General features: G+C 61.7%; 13 protein-coding genes. 8 read left to right on the top strand and 5 right to left on the bottom strand.

Going from position 1 to position 15,399, the window contains the following annotated elements; all coding sequences use genetic code 11:
* Positions 1–220 precede the first annotated feature (220 nt).
* A complete protein-coding gene (locus CAG47_RS18180; protein WP_085726224.1) occupies positions 221–1,240 on the top strand; it encodes a branched-chain amino acid aminotransferase in 1,020 nt (339 codons plus the stop codon).
* 225 nt (positions 1,241–1,465) lie between these two features.
* Here the strand turns inward: CAG47_RS18180 and dmeF are convergent, their stop codons facing one another.
* The 3 genes from dmeF to CAG47_RS18165 all read right to left on the bottom strand — a co-directional run bounded on the left by dmeF (position 1,466) and on the right by CAG47_RS18165 (position 3,195).
* Entirely contained in the window at positions 1,466–2,398 is a 933-nt protein-coding gene (dmeF, locus tag CAG47_RS18175; protein WP_085726223.1) for a CDF family Co(II)/Ni(II) efflux transporter DmeF, read from the bottom strand.
* 13 nt (positions 2,399–2,411) lie between these two features.
* The gene (locus tag CAG47_RS18170; RefSeq protein WP_046037323.1) at positions 2,412–2,687 is read right to left on the bottom strand and encodes a metal/formaldehyde-sensitive transcriptional repressor; all 276 of its coding nucleotides are present in this window, start codon (positions 2,685–2,687) and stop codon (positions 2,412–2,414) included.
* A 169-nt stretch (positions 2,688–2,856) separates the two neighbouring features.
* Positions 2,857–3,195: an FKBP-type peptidyl-prolyl cis-trans isomerase gene (locus CAG47_RS18165; RefSeq protein WP_085714702.1), complete on the bottom strand. Its 339-nt coding sequence runs from the start codon at positions 3,193–3,195 to the stop codon at positions 2,857–2,859.
* 173 nt (positions 3,196–3,368) lie between these two features.
* On the opposite strand from CAG47_RS18165, the gene CAG47_RS18160 reads away from it, so the two are divergent.
* The 3 genes from CAG47_RS18160 (at position 3,369) to CAG47_RS18150 (ending at position 6,702) form a co-directional block, all read left to right on the top strand.
* Positions 3,369–4,442 (top strand): sensor domain-containing diguanylate cyclase, encoded by a 1,074-nt coding sequence (locus CAG47_RS18160; RefSeq protein ID WP_085726222.1) that lies wholly within the window; start codon positions 3,369–3,371, stop codon positions 4,440–4,442.
* Positions 4,443–4,594: 152 nt separating this feature from the next.
* A complete protein-coding gene (locus tag CAG47_RS18155) occupies positions 4,595–5,899 on the top strand; it encodes an MFS transporter (RefSeq protein ID WP_085726221.1) in 1,305 nt (434 codons plus the stop codon).
* Positions 5,900–5,925: 26 nt separating this feature from the next.
* Positions 5,926–6,702, top strand: coding sequence for a substrate-binding domain-containing protein (locus tag CAG47_RS18150; protein ID WP_085726220.1), 777 nt, complete (start codon positions 5,926–5,928; stop codon positions 6,700–6,702).
* Here the strand turns inward: CAG47_RS18150 and CAG47_RS18145 are convergent.
* Positions 6,692–7,606, bottom strand: coding sequence for a LysR family transcriptional regulator (locus CAG47_RS18145; RefSeq protein WP_085726219.1), 915 nt, complete (start codon positions 7,604–7,606; stop codon positions 6,692–6,694). The two genes, CAG47_RS18150 and CAG47_RS18145, sit on opposite strands and share 11 nt — an antisense overlap.
* 157 nt (positions 7,607–7,763) lie before the next feature.
* Here CAG47_RS18145 and CAG47_RS18140 point away from each other — a divergent pair, with 157 nt between their 5' ends.
* Together CAG47_RS18140 and CAG47_RS18135 are read left to right on the top strand one after the other, a co-directional pair.
* Complete coding sequence (locus tag CAG47_RS18140) at positions 7,764–9,572, top strand: monovalent cation:proton antiporter-2 (CPA2) family protein (protein ID WP_085726218.1); 1,809 nt, start codon at positions 7,764–7,766, stop codon at positions 9,570–9,572.
* Positions 9,573–9,711: 139 nt separating this feature from the next.
* Positions 9,712–10,809: a DNA alkylation repair protein gene (locus CAG47_RS18135; protein ID WP_085726217.1), complete on the top strand. Its 1,098-nt coding sequence runs from the start codon at positions 9,712–9,714 to the stop codon at positions 10,807–10,809.
* Between the two features lie 130 nt (positions 10,810–10,939).
* Here the strand turns inward: CAG47_RS18135 and CAG47_RS18130 are convergent, their stop codons facing one another.
* The gene (locus tag CAG47_RS18130; protein WP_085726216.1) at positions 10,940–11,830 is read right to left on the bottom strand and encodes a LysR family transcriptional regulator; all 891 of its coding nucleotides are present in this window, start codon (positions 11,828–11,830) and stop codon (positions 10,940–10,942) included.
* A 132-nt stretch (positions 11,831–11,962) separates the two neighbouring features.
* Here CAG47_RS18130 and CAG47_RS18125 point away from each other — a divergent pair, with 132 nt between their 5' ends.
* Positions 11,963–13,612: a GMC family oxidoreductase gene (locus CAG47_RS18125; protein ID WP_085726215.1), complete on the top strand. Its 1,650-nt coding sequence runs from the start codon at positions 11,963–11,965 to the stop codon at positions 13,610–13,612.
* A gap of 139 nt (positions 13,613–13,751) precedes the next feature.
* Positions 13,752–15,374: an MFS transporter gene (locus CAG47_RS18120; RefSeq protein ID WP_085726214.1), complete on the top strand. Its 1,623-nt coding sequence runs from the start codon at positions 13,752–13,754 to the stop codon at positions 15,372–15,374.
* The last annotated feature ends 25 nt before the right edge of the window (positions 15,375–15,399 follow it).

Below are 15,399 nucleotides of genomic sequence, written 5' to 3'. Positions count from 1 at the left end.
CGAGCAGGCTCGCTCCCACAGGGTGGAATGCATTTCAATGTGGGAGCAGCCCGGGCGGCGGTCCGCTGCTCGCGAATTCTCAAGGACAACACAATTTATCTGTCTGTCATCCGATAGTCCGGGCTGCGATTTAGCCCAAGAATGAAGTATTGTTGTCCCCATCCAGAAAACGTCAGAAACCTTGAACCGTTTCGGCGGTTGTTAAGTGATAGAGGGTGTCATGGGTAACGAAAGCATCAATTGGGACAAGCTGGGTTTTGACTACATCAAGACCGACAAGCGCTATCTGTCGCACTTTCGCAATGGCGAGTGGGACAAAGGCACCCTGACCGAAGATAACGTTCTGCACATCAGCGAAGGCTCCACTGCCCTTCACTACGGTCAGCAGTGCTTCGAAGGCCTGAAGGCCTATCGTTGCAAGGACGGCTCGATCAACCTGTTCCGCCCGGATCAGAACGCCATGCGCATGCAGCGCAGCTGTGCCCGCCTGCTGATGCCGCAGGTCGACACCGAACAGTTCGTCGAAGCCTGCAAGGCCGTGGTTCGCGCCAACGAGCGTTTCATTCCGCCGTACGGCACCGGCGGCGCGCTGTACCTGCGCCCGTTCGTGATCGGCGTGGGTGACAACATCGGCGTGCGTACCGCGCCGGAGTTCATCTTCTCGATCTTCTGCATCCCGGTCGGCGCCTACTTCAAGGGCGGCCTGACCCCGCACAACTTCATCATCTCCAGCTATGACCGCGCCGCGCCACAAGGCACCGGTGCCGCCAAGGTCGGTGGCAACTACGCCGCCAGCCTGATGCCGGGCTCCCAGGCCAAGAAGGCGCACTACGCCGACGCCATCTACCTGGACCCGATGACTCACTCGAAAATCGAGGAAGTCGGTTCGGCCAACTTCTTCGGGATCACCCACGACGACAAGTTCGTGACCCCGAAATCGCCATCGGTACTGCCGGGCATCACCCGTCTGTCGCTGATCGAACTGGCCAAGTCCCGCCTGGGCCTGGAAGTGATCGAAGGCGACGTGCTGATCGACAAGCTCTCGGACTTCAAGGAAGCCGGTGCTTGCGGTACTGCGGCCGTGATCACGCCGATCGGCGGCATCAGCTACAAAGACCACCTGCACGTGTTCCACAGCGAAACCGAAGTCGGCCCGATCACCCAGAAGCTCTACAAAGAGCTGACCGGCGTGCAAACCGGCGACATCGAAGCGCCAGCGGGCTGGATCGTCAAGGTTTGACCTGACGCCAGACGCACAAAAGCCCCCCATCGGGTAACCGGTGGGGGGCTTTTTGTTTGCATTGTACTGACCAATCCACCCTTCCCACCTGTAGGAGCGAGCATGCTCGCGATGACGGCAGCAAACACAACGTAGATATGACTGGAACACTGCAACAGATGTTTTAGGGAATATCCCCTGGCTCGGCATGGACAGCCACAGATCGCATCCTGCCCCGAAAGCCGCTCAAGCCGTGCGATGTTCGACGGTCAGGTGAGACAACTCATGGACCGGCGCCAGGCGTTCGCGAATGGCGTCGGCACTGACGTCGGCCGCCGCCACAACGCTGACAATCGCCGCCCGCGCCTGCGGGCCGACCTGCCACACATGCAGATCGCTGATACGCACATCGTCCGACGACTCGAGCAGTTCACGAATCTCATCGGCAACCTGTGCATCCGTGACATCGAGCAACACTGCAGCGCTGTCACGCATCAGGCCAACGGCCCATTTCGCGATGACGATGGCGCCCACGAGGCCCATCACCGGGTCCAGCCACACCCACCCCAGATACCGCCCGGCCAGCAATGCGGCAATCGCCAGCAGCGAAGTCAAGGCGTCGGCCATCACATGGACATAGGCTGAGCGCAGGTTGTTGTCGTGATGGTGATGATGGCCGTGGTCATGACTGTGCCCGTGATCGTGGCCATGATGGCCATGGCCGCCCGCCAGCAAACAGGCACTGACGATGTTCACCGCCAGCCCCACCACTGCAATCACCGTCGCCTCGGTGAACGCCACCGTGGTGGGCTGAAACAGGCGAAAAACCGACTCACCGGCAATGCCGATCGCCACCAGCCCCAGCACCATGGCCGAGGCAAAACCCGCCAGATCCCCGACCTTGCCGGTGCCGAAGCTGTAGCGCGCATTATTGGCATTGCGCCGTGCGAACCCGTAGGCCGCCGCCGCAATGCCCAAGGCCCCGGCGTGGGTGGCCATGTGAAAGCCGTCCGCCAGCAACGCCATGGAACCGGTGATGTAACCGGCGGCAATTTCGCCAATCATCATCACAAACGTCAGTGCCACCACCCATAAGGTGCGGCGGGCGTTTTCATCATGGGAGGCGCCGAGAAACACATGATGGTGGGAAAAACGCGAAGCCTGGGGTGTCAGTGTCATGGGATTCAGGCCTCTATTTGGCATAACGACGGATGGCCAGCAACAAGTCTTCCACGCCCTGGGCGCGTTCTTCGTCGCTCAGGTCTGGATGGGCGACGTGCTCACGGGCGTGAGCGTCGATGAACTGCTCCAGCAGACCATTGACCGCGCCCCGGATGGCGGCCACCAGATGGAGGGTCTTGGCGCAATCGGCATCGGACTCGAGCGCGCGTTCCACGGCTTCCACCTGACCGGCAATACGCCTGACCCGCTTGATCAGGTCATCTTTGTGTTCGTGAATGTGCGACATACCCATACCCCCTACCCCTATATGGCGCGCATGATCGCCGATAGAGTGGAGCGCGGCAAGGCACAAGCAGATAGTCGGTCGGCCAGAACACCAGCCCTCTGCTCTTCAAGCCGCGATTTCAAACCGGGTCCAGCCTATCGAGCGCGGCCTGAAACCCCGAGCCTGAAGGTCAATCATCCCGCGTCAGCACTTCCAGCAATTCGATCTCGAAGATCAGGTTCGAATTCGGCGTGATCTTGCCCATGGTGCGTTCGCCATAGGCCAGGTGCGCCGGCACCAGCAGCTTGCGCTTGCCACCGACCTGCATGCCCATGATGCCCTGGTCCCAGCCCTTGATGACCCGCCCGGTGCCGATCACGCACTGGAAGGGTTTGCCACGGCTGTAGGAGGAATCGAATTCTGTCCCGTCTTCCAGCCAGCCACGGTACTGGGTGGTGATCAGTGCGCCCTTGACGGCGGCTTTTCCGTCACCCGGCTGAAGATCGATTACCTGAAGCTCGTCATTCATTGAATTCACTCGTATGCTCACTCGCCCTCAAGGGCCTGATGGGCGCCGTTTTCCCAGATTTGCCCGTGATTGGCAACCATTGACGTCCCCGCCTGCGGCGTTTAAAGCTGTTTACTGAACTGAAATGAACAACTATTACCCGTACGGTTCAACGCCCTGATGGCCATCCCCGAATGATCATGCTCTGGACCAGTATCATCCTGGGTTCAATAGCGCTTGCCCTGATCGTCGTGTTGATCTGGCGCGAACGCTCGCTGCAAAAGCAACTGGCGCAATACCGCACGATCATCGACAACCTGTCCGAAAGCCGGAACATCCATCAGGATGGCGACGCCGAGCGCTTCAAGCGCAGCCAGTATTTCGCTCGCATCGGCACCTGGGATTGGGATGTCGACACTGACCGCTTGTACTGGTCAGATGCCATTTTCGGCATGTTCGGCTTCAAGATCGGCGAAGTAACCCCCTCTTATGCCCTGTTCTGCTCCTGCGTGCACCCGGACGACCGGCTCAGGGTTCGCGCCGGCGAGTTGCGTTGCCTGGAAACCGGCGAAAACCATGATGAGGAATACCGCGTGGTGTGGCCCGACGGTACGATCCGCTGGCTGCGGGAAACCGGCAACGTGGTCAAGAACGACCATGACGAAACGATCAAGATGATGGGCGTGGTTCGTGACATCACCGAAGAAAAGGCCTCGGCCAGCTACCTCAAGCACCTGGCCCATTTCGACCCGCTGACCGGCCTGCCCAATCGCCTGGAGCTCGAAGAGCGCCTGTCCGAAGCGCTGGAGCTGGCGCGCGCCAGCGCCACGCGAGTGGCGCTGGTGTTTGTCGACCTCAATGGCTTCAAGGCCATCAATGACCGCTATGGTCATGCGGCCGGCGACCGCGTGCTGGTCACGACCGCCACACGGCTCAAGCGCATTCTGCGCGGCACGGACACCGTCGCCCGGATCGGTGGCGACGAATTCGTGGTCATTCTCCAGGACTTGCCCCAAGGTGAAAGCCTGCAGGACGAAGCGCGCACCCTCTGCCAGAAAATCTTCGTCGAGCTCTCTCCGCCCGTCGCCATCGGCAACGACCAACGCCACATCGGCACCAGCCTGGGCGTCGCGGTATTCCCCGATCACGCGCCGAGCATCGACCGCCTGCTGCACATTGCCGACCTGGCGATGTATGAAGCCAAGCGCAGCGGGAACAACCAGTATCGCCTGGGCACCGAAAGCGTGGTGCGGGCGCACAGCCCGTAATGGCTGTTTGGACGCATTGATCCACCTCACGCATCAATGCATGCCAACAATGCAATTAACATATCGATGCCCCTGCTCCACTATCCGCCTCAATAAGAACCGTGTGCCGCGTCCAGCCGGCGCACGTCATAAAAGCGGTGGAGTACAGCTCAATGACAGCATCGATCCAACGGCCCGCGACTGCCGGTCGCTCCCGGGCCAGCGCAATCTTCCGGGTCACCTCGGGCAATTTCCTCGAACAGTTCGACTTCTTCCTTTTTGGCTTCTATGCCACGCAGATCGCCGCCGTGTTCTTTCCAGCCAGCAGCGAATTCGCCTCGCTGATGATGACCTTCGCCGTGTTCGGTGCTGGTTTTCTGATGCGTCCGCTGGGTGCGGTGGTCCTGGGTGCCTATATCGATGACGTGGGCCGGCGCAAAGGCTTGATCGTGACCCTGTCGATCATGGCCAGCGGCACCATCCTGATTGTGCTGGTGCCCGGTTACGAAACCATCGGCCTGTTCGCCCCGGCCCTGGTCCTGATCGGACGGCTGCTGCAGGGCTTTTCCGCCGGTGCGGAACTGGGTGGCGTGTCGGTGTACCTTGCCGAAATCGCCACACCCGGGCACAAGGGCTTTTTCACCAGCTGGCAGTCGGGCAGCCAGCAGGTGGCAATCATCGTCGCCGCAGCGCTGGGCTACGCCTTGAACCAGTGGATGACGCCGAGTGCGATTGCCGACTGGGGCTGGCGGATTCCGTTCTTCGTTGGCTGCATGATCGTGCCCTTCATCTTCCTGCTGCGCCGCAATCTGGAAGAAACCGAAGAGTTCGCCACCCGCAAACACCGCCCGAGCATGAGCGAAGTGTTCCGCACCCTGGGGCAAAACTGGCTGATCGTGTTCGCCGGCATGATGATGGTCGCCCTGACCACCACCGCGTTCTACCTGATCACGGTGTACGCACCGACTTTCGGCAAGACCGTACTGCACCTGAGCACCTCCGATGCGCTGTTGGCGACCTTGCTGGTCGGCGTTTCGAATTTCATCTGGTTGCCGATCGGCGGCGCTCTCTCGGATCGTATCGGTCGACGCCCGGTACTGATCGCCATGGCCTTGCTGGCCATCGCCAGCACTTATCCGGCACTGACCTTTCTGGTCAACGCGCCCAGCTTCATGCACATGCTGCTGGTGCTGTTGTGGCTGTCATTCATCTACGGCCTGTACAACGGCGCGATGATCCCGGCCCTGACGGAAATCATGCCCGTCGAAGTGCGAGTCGCCGGGTTCTCGCTGGCATACAGCCTGGCCACCGCGGTGTTCGGCGGGTTCACCCCGGCCATGTCGACCTTGCTGATCCAGTACACCGGCGACAAGGCCGCGCCCGGTTACTGGATGAGCTTTGCCGCACTGTGTGCGCTGTGCGCGACGCTGATGCTCTATCGCCGAGCTTCGAATCACCTGCAACCGCTGGCGTCGTGAACCTGCCCTTTATCGAGAACATGACCATGAAAAAACCGTTCAAAATCGGCGCCCTCGTGTTGGCGGCCACCCTCGGCTTGAGCAACCTGGTCCAGGCTGAAGAGATTCGCGTGATGACCTCCGGCGGTTTTACGGCAGCCTACAAGCTCCTCGGTCCGAAGTTCGCCGCCGCCACCGGCAACACCCTCGACACCGCGCTCGGCCCCTCCATGGGCAAGGCCCCGGAGGCGATTCCCAATCGCCTGGCCCGCGGTGAGCAAGCCGACGTGGTGATCATGGTCGGCTACGCCCTCGACGAGTTGATCAAACAAGGCAAAGTCGACCCGGCTTCCCGTGTCGAACTGGCCGATTCGCGCATTGGCCTGGTGGTGCGCGAAGGGGCGCCGAAACCGGATATCAGCAACGTCGAGGGCCTGAAAAAGACTCTGCTCGAGGCCAAATCGGTGGCCTACTCCGACAGCGCCAGCGGTGTGTATATCGAGCAGCAGCTGTTCAAGCGCCTGGGTATCGAAGACCAACTCAAGCCGAAATCGACGATGGTGCCGAAAATCCCCGTGGGCTCGGTGGTTGCCACCGGCGACTATCAATTGGGCTTCCAGCAGGTCAGCGAATTGCTGCCGGTGCCGGGCGTGAGTTTTGTGGCGAAGATTCCGGAGTCCGTGCAATCGGTGACCCGCTTTGCCGCCGGTATCCCGGTAGGTGCCCGGCACCCGGCCGAAGCCAAGGCCTTGCTGCAATACCTGGCCTCGGCCCAGGCTCAAGCGGATGTGAAAGCGACCGGGCTGGACTCGGTCAGCCGTTGACCGACGGCTGCACGACTTTCATTTCCACCACCAGCCGTTCCAGTTCCAGTGCCGCCGGGGTCAAGGTTCGACCCCGGCGCTTGATCAGGCCGACGCTGCGCATCACCTGCGGATCGGTCAACGGCACCCGCGTCAGGATCGGATGATCCTCTGCCGGCATCGCCATCAGCGGCACCGCCGCCACGCCCAACCCGGCCTCCACCAGACCGATCATGGTGGTCACATGCCGGGTTTCGCAGATACTCGGCCGCTGCGGCACCACCCCGGTCAGCGCCTGGTCCAGCAGAAAACGATTGCCGGAGGTTTTATCCAGCGAGATGTAATCCTGCTGATAGAACTCGTCCCAGGTCACACTGCTACGCCCCGCCAGCGGATGATCGCGCCGGCACGCCACCACATACCCTTCTTGCACCAGCGGCTCGAAATCCACTTCGGCTTCCAGGGTGCCCATGAAACTCAGGCCGAAATCCGCTTCGCCATTGACCACCGCACTCAACACGTCGTGGGCACTGGAATCGAGCACCTTGACCTTGATCCGCGGAAACTGGCGGTGATAGTGCGCGATCACCCGCGGCATGAAGTAATACGCCGCCGACGGAACACAGGCGACCGTGACGTGGCCAAGGCGGGTCGAAGCGACTTCGCTGATGCCCAGCAACGCCACGTCCAGATCGTCCAGCAGGCGCTCGACGCTGGGCATGAAACCGCGTCCGGCCTGGGTCAGGCTGACCTTGCGCGTGGTTCGTTCGAACAGCCGCACACCGAGGGCGTCTTCGAGCTTTTCGATGCGCCGGCTCAAGGCGGGCTGGGAAATACGCACGGCATCGGCGGCCTTGCGAAAGCTGCCCTGCTCGACCACGGCACGGAAGGCTTGCAGGTCATTGAGGTCAAAGTTGATCGCCATGGCATGACTCGGCAATGAAGCTGATTGATCAGCTAACGCTATGAATGTAACTAATTAATGCAAATTGTAACATCTGAACCCGAGCGCTTTGCTGACGTCGAAAGGCTCAACCTTTATTCTTGTCACCCCCGCAGTCCCGAGTCCTGGAGTTTCGCCCATGCCCCATGAAGGCAACCTGCTACAAGCCGCAGTCGTGTTTCTGTTCGCGGCCGTGCTCACCGTTCCATTGGCCAAGCGCCTGCAACTGGGGGCCGTGCTGGGTTACCTGTTCGCTGGAGTGATCATCGGCCCGTCGGTGCTGGGCCTGATCGACAACCCGCAAAGTGTCGCGAACATTTCCGAACTCGGCGTGGTGCTGCTGCTGTTCATCATCGGCCTGGAGCTGTCGCCGCGGCGCTTGTGGGTGATGCGCAAATCCGTGTTCGGCGTGGGCCTGGCGCAAGTGTTGCTCACCGGTGCGGTGATTGGCGTGGTGGCGTTGTGGGGCTTTGGCCAACCGGTGAACACTGCAATTGTCCTGGGTCTGGGCCTGGCGCTGTCGTCCACGGCATTCGGCCTGCAAAGCCTGGCTGAACGCAAGGAACTGACCAGCCCCCACGGGCGGCTGGCGTTCGCGATCCTGTTGTTCCAGGACATCGCCGCCATTCCGTTGATCGCCATGGTGCCGTTGCTGGCCGGTGGCGACCACAACACCACCGCCAGTGAAGACATCAACCACGGCTTGCAGGTGCTGCTCAGTATCGCGGTGGTGGTGATCGGCGGGCGCTACCTGCTGCGACCGGTGTTCCGCGTGGTGGCCAAAACCGCGTTGCCGGAGGTCTCCACCGCCACGGCGTTGCTGGTGGTGATCGGCACCGCGTGGTTGATGGAACTGGCCGGCATTTCCATGGCCCTGGGCGCCTTCCTCGCCGGCCTGCTGCTGGCGGACTCCGAGTATCGCCACGAACTGGAAGCCCAGATAGAACCGTTCAAAGGCCTGTTGCTGGGGCTGTTTTTCATCAGCGTCGGCATGGGCGCGAACCTTGGCCTGCTGCTGAGCATGCCGCTCGCGGTGCTGGGCCTGACCCTGCTGCTGATCGCAATCAAACTGCCGCTGCTGTTTATCGTCGGTCGCCTGGGCGGCGGCTTGAAGAATGTCAGCGCGATCCGCCTGGGTATCGTGCTGGCGGCCGGTGGTGAATTTGCCTTCGTGGTGTTCAAGATCGGTCGCGATCACGGGTTGTTCGCGGCAGAACTGAATGACCTGCTGGTGCTGACCATCACCCTGTCCATGGCCGTGACGCCGCTGTTGCTGCTGGTTTGCGCACGCCTGGTCAGCCCGAAAGTGCAACCGGTGGAAGTACCGGAGAATTTCCGCGAAATCGATGCCGACGCGCCACGGGTGGTGATCGCCGGCATGGGCCGCATGGGCCAGATCGTCGCGCGGATTCTGCGCGCGCAGAACATCAAGTTCGTGGCCCTCGACACCTCGGTGGAAACCATCGAACTGTCCCGCAGCTTTGGTGGCGTGCCAGTGTTCTACGGCGACCCGATGCGCCCGGAAATCCTCAATGCGGCCAAGGTCGGGGAAGCCGAGTATTTCGTGATCGCCACCGACGACCCGGACACCAACATCAAGACCGCCGAGCTTGTACGCAAGCTCTATCCGGACATGAAGATCATCGCCCGTGCCCGCAACCGCCAGCATGTGCATCGGCTGATGGACGTTGGCGCCCACGCCGTGCGCGAGACCTTTTATTCGAGCCTGGAAATGAGCCGGCAAACCCTGATCGGGTTGGGATTGACCCAGGCCCAGGCGGATGCGCGGATCAAACGCTTCAAGCAGCACGACGAAGAAGTGCTCGAAGCCCAGCATGCGGTGTATGACGACGCAGTGAAAGTGATGCAGACAGCCCAGGAAGCGCGGGTCGAATTGGCCAAGTTGTTTGAGTCGGATCAGTTGGAAGAGCAAGCGGGCAAGAATTGAGGCGACCGTGAGGGCCCCTTCGCGAGCAGGCTCGCTCCCACAGAGTTCTGCGGTGAACACAGATCCAGTGTGGGAGCGAGCCTGCTCGCGAAAAACGATAACGCGGTGTGACAGATCAACAACGACCAGGGAACCCCCCATGACCGACCAACCGACCCCCGCCCTCAAGGAAATCTTCAACACCGAGCGTCTCAAGCACATCGCCACGGAGATGACGGCGGTCTACCCCGATTTCGACGGCAAAAAATTCCTGAAACTGGCCCAGGTCGGCCTGGCAGACCTCAGCGTCATGCAGCGCATGGCCCGGGTCAGCGAGTGCCTGCACGCCGTACTTTCCCTGGACTATGAGGCGTCGCTACAGGTGCTGCGCGCCCTCGCCCCGCGCCTGAACAGCGGTTTCGTCAGCATGTGCCTGCCGCACTACGTCGCCCGCTACGGCGCCCATGCGTTCGATCAGTCGATGGACGCGCTGAAGTACTTCACTGCCTTCGGCTCCTCGGAGTTCGCGATCCGCCATTTCCTGCGCAGCGACCTCGAGCGTACGCTCGAACGGATGCACGACTGGTCGCTGGATGACAATGAACATGTACGGCGCCTGGCCAGTGAAGGCTGCCGGCCACGCCTGCCCTGGTCATTCCGGCTGGAGCCCGTTCAGGCCGATCCGACACTTGCCGCGACAATCCTCGACAACCTCAAGGCCGACACCAGCCCGTACGTGCGCAAATCCGTGGCCAACCACCTCAACGACATCACCAAGGATCACCCCGACTGGGTGCTGGACCTGATCGAAGGCTGGTCGCTGGACAACCGGCACAGCGCATGGATCGCCAGGCACGCCCTGCGCAGCCTGATCAAACAGGGCAACCCGCGGGCACTGGCGATTATCGGTGCAGGCGGCAAGCCTGAAGTGGAGATCGTCGATGTGAAGGTCGAACCGCCGGTGATTGGCCTGGGCGAAAAAATCGCCCTGTCGTTTACCGTCAAATCCACCGTAGAAGGCAGCCAGCGCCTGGTGATCGACTATGCCATCGATTACGTCAAGGCCAATGGCAGCACCTCGGCGAAGGTGTTCAAGCTCAAGGCCCTGACCCTGCCCGGTAACGCCAGCGAAGCCGTCAGCCGAGGTCAGCACATCAAGGAACTCACCACCCGCAAACATTACGCGGGGCGTCATGCGGTGCATATCATGGTCAATGGCGAACGGCTGGCCAGCACCGCATTCGAGATTCTCGGTTAATCCATAAGATCAATTCTGTCTGTGCCGCCTTCGCGAGCAGGCTCGCTCCCACAAGTTTTGTGCTGTTCACACCAACTGTGTAGCGCAGCAGATCCAATGTGGGAGCGGGCTTGCCCGCGAAGGCGCCGGTTCAGACACCGCCCAACAACAACCCCTGCTCCCGCTCACACAACTCCATCACGTAATCCCACAACACCCGCAGTCGCACCGACTTGTGCAGCTCGCGGCGGGTGCTGATCCAGTAGCTGCGCTGGATGCTTTCGTCCGGCAGCAGCGGCACCAGGGCCGGGTCGGCGCTGGCCATGTAGCACGGCAACACGGCAATTCCCAGGCCTGAGCGCGCCGCCTGTTGCTGGGCGATCACACTGGTGCTGTGGAACACCACCTGCGGGTTGCGGCAGAAACTGTTGAGGAACATCAGTTCCTGGCTGAACAGCAGGTCATCGACGTAACCGATCCAGGCGTGGCGCCCCAGGTCCTCGCGACTGCGCAACGGCGGCGAACGGTCGAGGTAGTCCTGGCTGGCGTACAGCGCCAGGCGATAGTCGGTGAGCTTGCGGGTGACCAGCATATCGGCGGCCGGGCGCTCCAGGTGAATGCTGATTTCCGCCTCGCGGTTGAGGATGCTGACAAAACGCGGGACTGCCACCAATTCCACTTCCAGCCCCGGATAACGCTCGAACAAACCGTTCATGCGGCTGGCGAGAAACATGATGCCCAGGCCTTCGGTCACCCCGACGCGGATCTTGCCCAGCGGCGCGGTGGATTGGGTGATTTCCTCCTGAGCCAGCAGCGCCACGTTCTCCATCGCTTCGGCGTGTTTGAGCAGCGCCTCGCCGGCCGGGGTCAACTCGTAGCCCTGGGCATGCTGAACGAACAACGCCGTACCGAGGCTCTTTTCGATGGCCTCGATGTGCCGCGCCACGGTGGCATGGGTGGTGTTCAGGCGGCGGGCAGCCGTGAGCAAACGCCCGCTGCGCTGCAACTCGAGAAAAAACCGCAGGTCATTCCAGTCGAACATGAATCGTCCTTGTTCATTGGCGTATGGGATGCTGTTTAAAAACGCACAGCGGCTGCGCAAAAACAAACATTCTTTTGACGAAAGCTAACAACTAGGATGACAGACAACAAGAACAACAAAACGAGGTCAAGGATGCAGACTTCCCTGGATGAATACGACTACGTCGTGGTCGGGGCCGGACCGGCCGGGTGTCTGCTGGCCAATCGGCTGTCGGCCAACCCGCAACATCGGGTGTTGCTGCTCGAAGCCGGTGGCCGCGACAACTATGCGTGGATTCACATCCCCGTGGGTTACCTGTTCTGCATCGGCAACCCGCGCACCGACTGGTGCTTCAAGACCGAAGCACAACCCGGCCTGCAGGGTCGCGCCCTGAGCTATCCGCGCGGCAAGGTGCTGGGCGGCTGCTCCTCCATCAACGGCATGATCTACATGCGCGGCCAGGCCGCCGACTACGACCGCTGGGCCGCCGACGGCAACCCTGGCTGGAGCTGGCAGGACGTGTTGCCGCTGTTCAAGCAGAGTGAAAATCACTTTGCCGGCGCCGCCGAATTTCACGGCGCTGCGGGCGAATGGCGGGTCGAACGCCAGCGCCTGTCATGGCCGATTCTCGACGCCTTTCGCAGTGCCGCCGAACAAAACGGCATCGCCAGCATCGATGACTTCAACCAGGGTGACAACGAAGGTTGCGGCTACTTCCAGGTCAATCAGAAGGCCGGCATCCGCTGGAACGCGGCCAAGGCGTTTCTCAAACCGGTGCGCCAGCGCCCCAATCTCACCGTGCTGACCGGTGTCGAAGTCGACCGCGTGCTGCTGGACAATGGCCGCGCCTGCGCGGTCAGCGCCCGCTGGCAAGGCCAGGCGAAAACCTTCAAGGCGCGCAAGGAAATCATCCTCTGTGCAGGCTCGGTGGGTTCGCCGGGCATCCTGCAACGCTCCGGCATCGGCCCGCGTCCGTTGCTGGAGCGATTGGGCATCGGCGTCGCCCATGAGCTGGCCGGTGTGGGCGGCAACCTGCAGGATCACCTGCAACTGCGATTGATCTACAAGCTGGAAAATGCCCGCACCCTGAACCAGATCGCCGGCAGCCTGTGGGGCAAGATGGGCATGGGCCTGCGTTATCTGTATGACCGCAGCGGCCCGCTGTCCATGGCACCGAGTCAGTTGGGCGCCTTTGCCCGCTCGGGTCCGGAACAGACCCGCGCCAATCTTGAATACCATGTGCAGCCGCTGTCGCTGGAACGCTTTGGCGAACCGCTGCACGGGTTCCCGGCGTTCACCGCATCGGTCTGTGATTTGCGTCCGCAAAGCCGTGGCCGGGTGGATATCCGCTCGGCCGACCCGCAACAGGCACCGCTGATCCAGCCCAACTACCTCAGCCACCCCGAAGACCTGCGAGTCGCCGCCGACGCCATTCGCCTGACCCGACGCATCGTCGCAGCCCCGGCCCTGCGCGCGTTCAATCCGGTGGAATACCTGCCCGGCGACAGCCTGCAAAGCGAGGAACAACTGCACGAAGCCGCCGCGCGGATCGGTACCACGATTTTCCATCCGGTGGGCACCTGCCGCATGGGCAACGACGCCGACGCCGTGGTCGATGCGCAACTGAAAGTCCACGGCATCCCGGGGCTGCGCATTGCCGACGCCTCGATCATGCCGCGCATCACCTCGGGCAACACCTGCTCGCCGACGCTGATGATTGCCGAGAAGGCTGCGCAGATGATCCTCGACTCCGCTGCAAACACAATCCCTGTAGGAGCGAGCCAGCTCGCGATGACGCAATGACAGTCAACATCTTCGTTGATTGACCCACCGCTATCGCGAGCAAGCCGCAAGCGGGCACCCGCTCCTACAGCATTACCGCTGAAATGGAACACGCAACACCAGTGGAACAACAAAAACAATCACTGTGAGGGATACCGGTATGTCAGAAAGCGTTCAGACCCTGGAAGCCGTGCGCAGCGCAGGCACCAGCCAGGAAACCCAGAAAGTCATCTTCGCCTCGTCCCTGGGGACGGTCTTCGAGTGGTACGACTTTTTCCTCTATGGCGCCCTCGCGGCGGTGATCAGCAAGCAGTTCTTCGCCGGGGTCAACGACACCACGGCGTTTATCTTTGCCCTGATGGCCTTCGCCGCCGGCTTCATCGTGCGGCCGTTCGGCGCGCTGGTATTCGGGCGCCTGGGGGACATGATCGGGCGCAAGTACACCTTCCTCGCCACCATCGTCCTCATGGGCCTGGCGACCTTCTGCGTCGGGCTGCTGCCGACCTACGCCAGCATCGGCATCGCTGCGCCGATCATCCTGGTGGTGCTGCGCATGCTTCAGGGCCTGGCCCTGGGTGGTGAATACGGCGGTGCCGCGACCTACGTCGCCGAGCACGCGCCCATCGGCAAGCGCGGCTTCCACACCAGCTGGATTCAATCCACCGCGACCCTGGGCCTGCTGCTGTCGCTGCTGGTGGTGCTGGGTTGCCGCTACTTCACCGGTGACCAGTTCGAAGTCTGGGGTTGGCGCATTCCGTTCCTGTTTTCCATCGTGCTGCTGGGCATCTCGACCTGGATTCGCCTGAGCCTGCACGAGTCGCCGGTCTTCGTGAAAATGAAAGAAGAAGGCAAGCTGTGCAAACAGCCGATTCGCGATTCCTTCGGTAAGTGGGAAAACCTCAAGGTGGTGTTGATCGCGCTGTTCAGCATCAATGCCGGGCAAGCGGTGACCTTCTACGCCGCGCAGTTCTATGTGCTGTTCTTCCTCACCCAGTTCCTGAAAATGGACCCGGCGGTGGCCAACGGCTTGCTGATTGTCAGCGTGACCATTGGCGCCCCTTTCTTCATCTTTTTTGGCTGGCTGTCGGACAAGGTCGGGCGCAAACCTGTATTGATGCTGGGTCTGCTGCTGGCCACCGCGCTGTACTTCCCGATCTTCAAGACCCTGGCCCACTACGCCAACCCGGCCATCGACCAGGCCAGCCGCCAGGCGCCGATCACCGTGATGGCCGACCCGGCCACCTGCACGTTCCAGTTCGACCCGGTGGGCAAGGCGAAATTCGACAGCCCGTGCGACAAGGTCAAGACCTTCCTGGTCAAGCAGGGCCTGCCGTACGAGAGCGCAACGGCCCCGGCCGGCAGCGGCGTACAGGTGAGTGTCGGTGACGTGAAGATCGATGGTTTCGACGAAGCCGCCTTGCGCGGCGCGGTGACCCTCGCCGGTTACCCGCAACAGGCGGACATGCAGCAAATCAACAAACCGATGATCGTTGCACTGATTGTCGCGCTGATCATCATCTCCGCGATGTGCTACGGCCCGCTCGCGGCGTTGATGGTCGAACTGTTCCCGACCCGCATCCGCTACACCTCGATGTCCCTGCCCTACCATATCGGCAACGGCTGGTTCGGCGGCTTCCTGCCGACGGTGTCGTTCGCGCTGGTGGTGTACACCGGGGACATCTTCTACGGGCTGTGGTACCCGGTGGTGATCACCGGGGTGAGCCTGGTGGTGGGGATGCTGTGCCTGCGGGAAACCCGAAACGTGGACCTGGACAAGAACTGAGACCCTTGCTCGCGACGAGGGAGCG

Origin of the sequence: Pseudomonas sp. R37(2017) (assembly GCF_002113375.1) — a bacterium.
GTDB lineage: Bacteria > Pseudomonadota > Gammaproteobacteria > Pseudomonadales > Pseudomonadaceae > Aquipseudomonas.
This window is presented reverse-complemented; position numbering and strand designations above follow the sequence as displayed.

Excerpts from the sequence above, each read along its gene's own strand:
- CAG47_RS18180 (WP_085726224.1), top strand. The coding sequence starts at position 221 with ATGGGTAACGAAAGCATCAATTGGGACAAGCTGGGTTTTGACTACATC.
- dmeF (WP_085726223.1), bottom strand. The coding sequence starts at position 2,398 with ATGACACTGACACCCCAGGCTTCGCGTTTTTCCCACCATCATGTGTTT.
- CAG47_RS18170 (WP_046037323.1), bottom strand. The coding sequence starts at position 2,687 with ATGTCGCACATTCACGAACACAAAGATGACCTGATCAAGCGGGTCAGG.
- CAG47_RS18165 (WP_085714702.1), bottom strand. The coding sequence starts at position 3,195 with ATGAATGACGAGCTTCAGGTAATCGATCTTCAGCCGGGTGACGGAAAA.
- CAG47_RS18160 (WP_085726222.1), top strand. The coding sequence starts at position 3,369 with ATGATCATGCTCTGGACCAGTATCATCCTGGGTTCAATAGCGCTTGCC.
- CAG47_RS18155 (WP_085726221.1), top strand. The coding sequence starts at position 4,595 with ATGACAGCATCGATCCAACGGCCCGCGACTGCCGGTCGCTCCCGGGCC.
- CAG47_RS18150 (WP_085726220.1), top strand. The coding sequence starts at position 5,926 with ATGAAAAAACCGTTCAAAATCGGCGCCCTCGTGTTGGCGGCCACCCTC.
- CAG47_RS18145 (WP_085726219.1), bottom strand. The coding sequence starts at position 7,606 with ATGGCGATCAACTTTGACCTCAATGACCTGCAAGCCTTCCGTGCCGTG.
- CAG47_RS18140 (WP_085726218.1), top strand. The coding sequence starts at position 7,764 with ATGCCCCATGAAGGCAACCTGCTACAAGCCGCAGTCGTGTTTCTGTTC.
- CAG47_RS18135 (WP_085726217.1), top strand. The coding sequence starts at position 9,712 with ATGACCGACCAACCGACCCCCGCCCTCAAGGAAATCTTCAACACCGAG.
- CAG47_RS18130 (WP_085726216.1), bottom strand. The coding sequence starts at position 11,830 with ATGTTCGACTGGAATGACCTGCGGTTTTTTCTCGAGTTGCAGCGCAGC.
- CAG47_RS18125 (WP_085726215.1), top strand. The coding sequence starts at position 11,963 with ATGCAGACTTCCCTGGATGAATACGACTACGTCGTGGTCGGGGCCGGA.
- CAG47_RS18120 (WP_085726214.1), top strand. The coding sequence starts at position 13,752 with ATGTCAGAAAGCGTTCAGACCCTGGAAGCCGTGCGCAGCGCAGGCACC.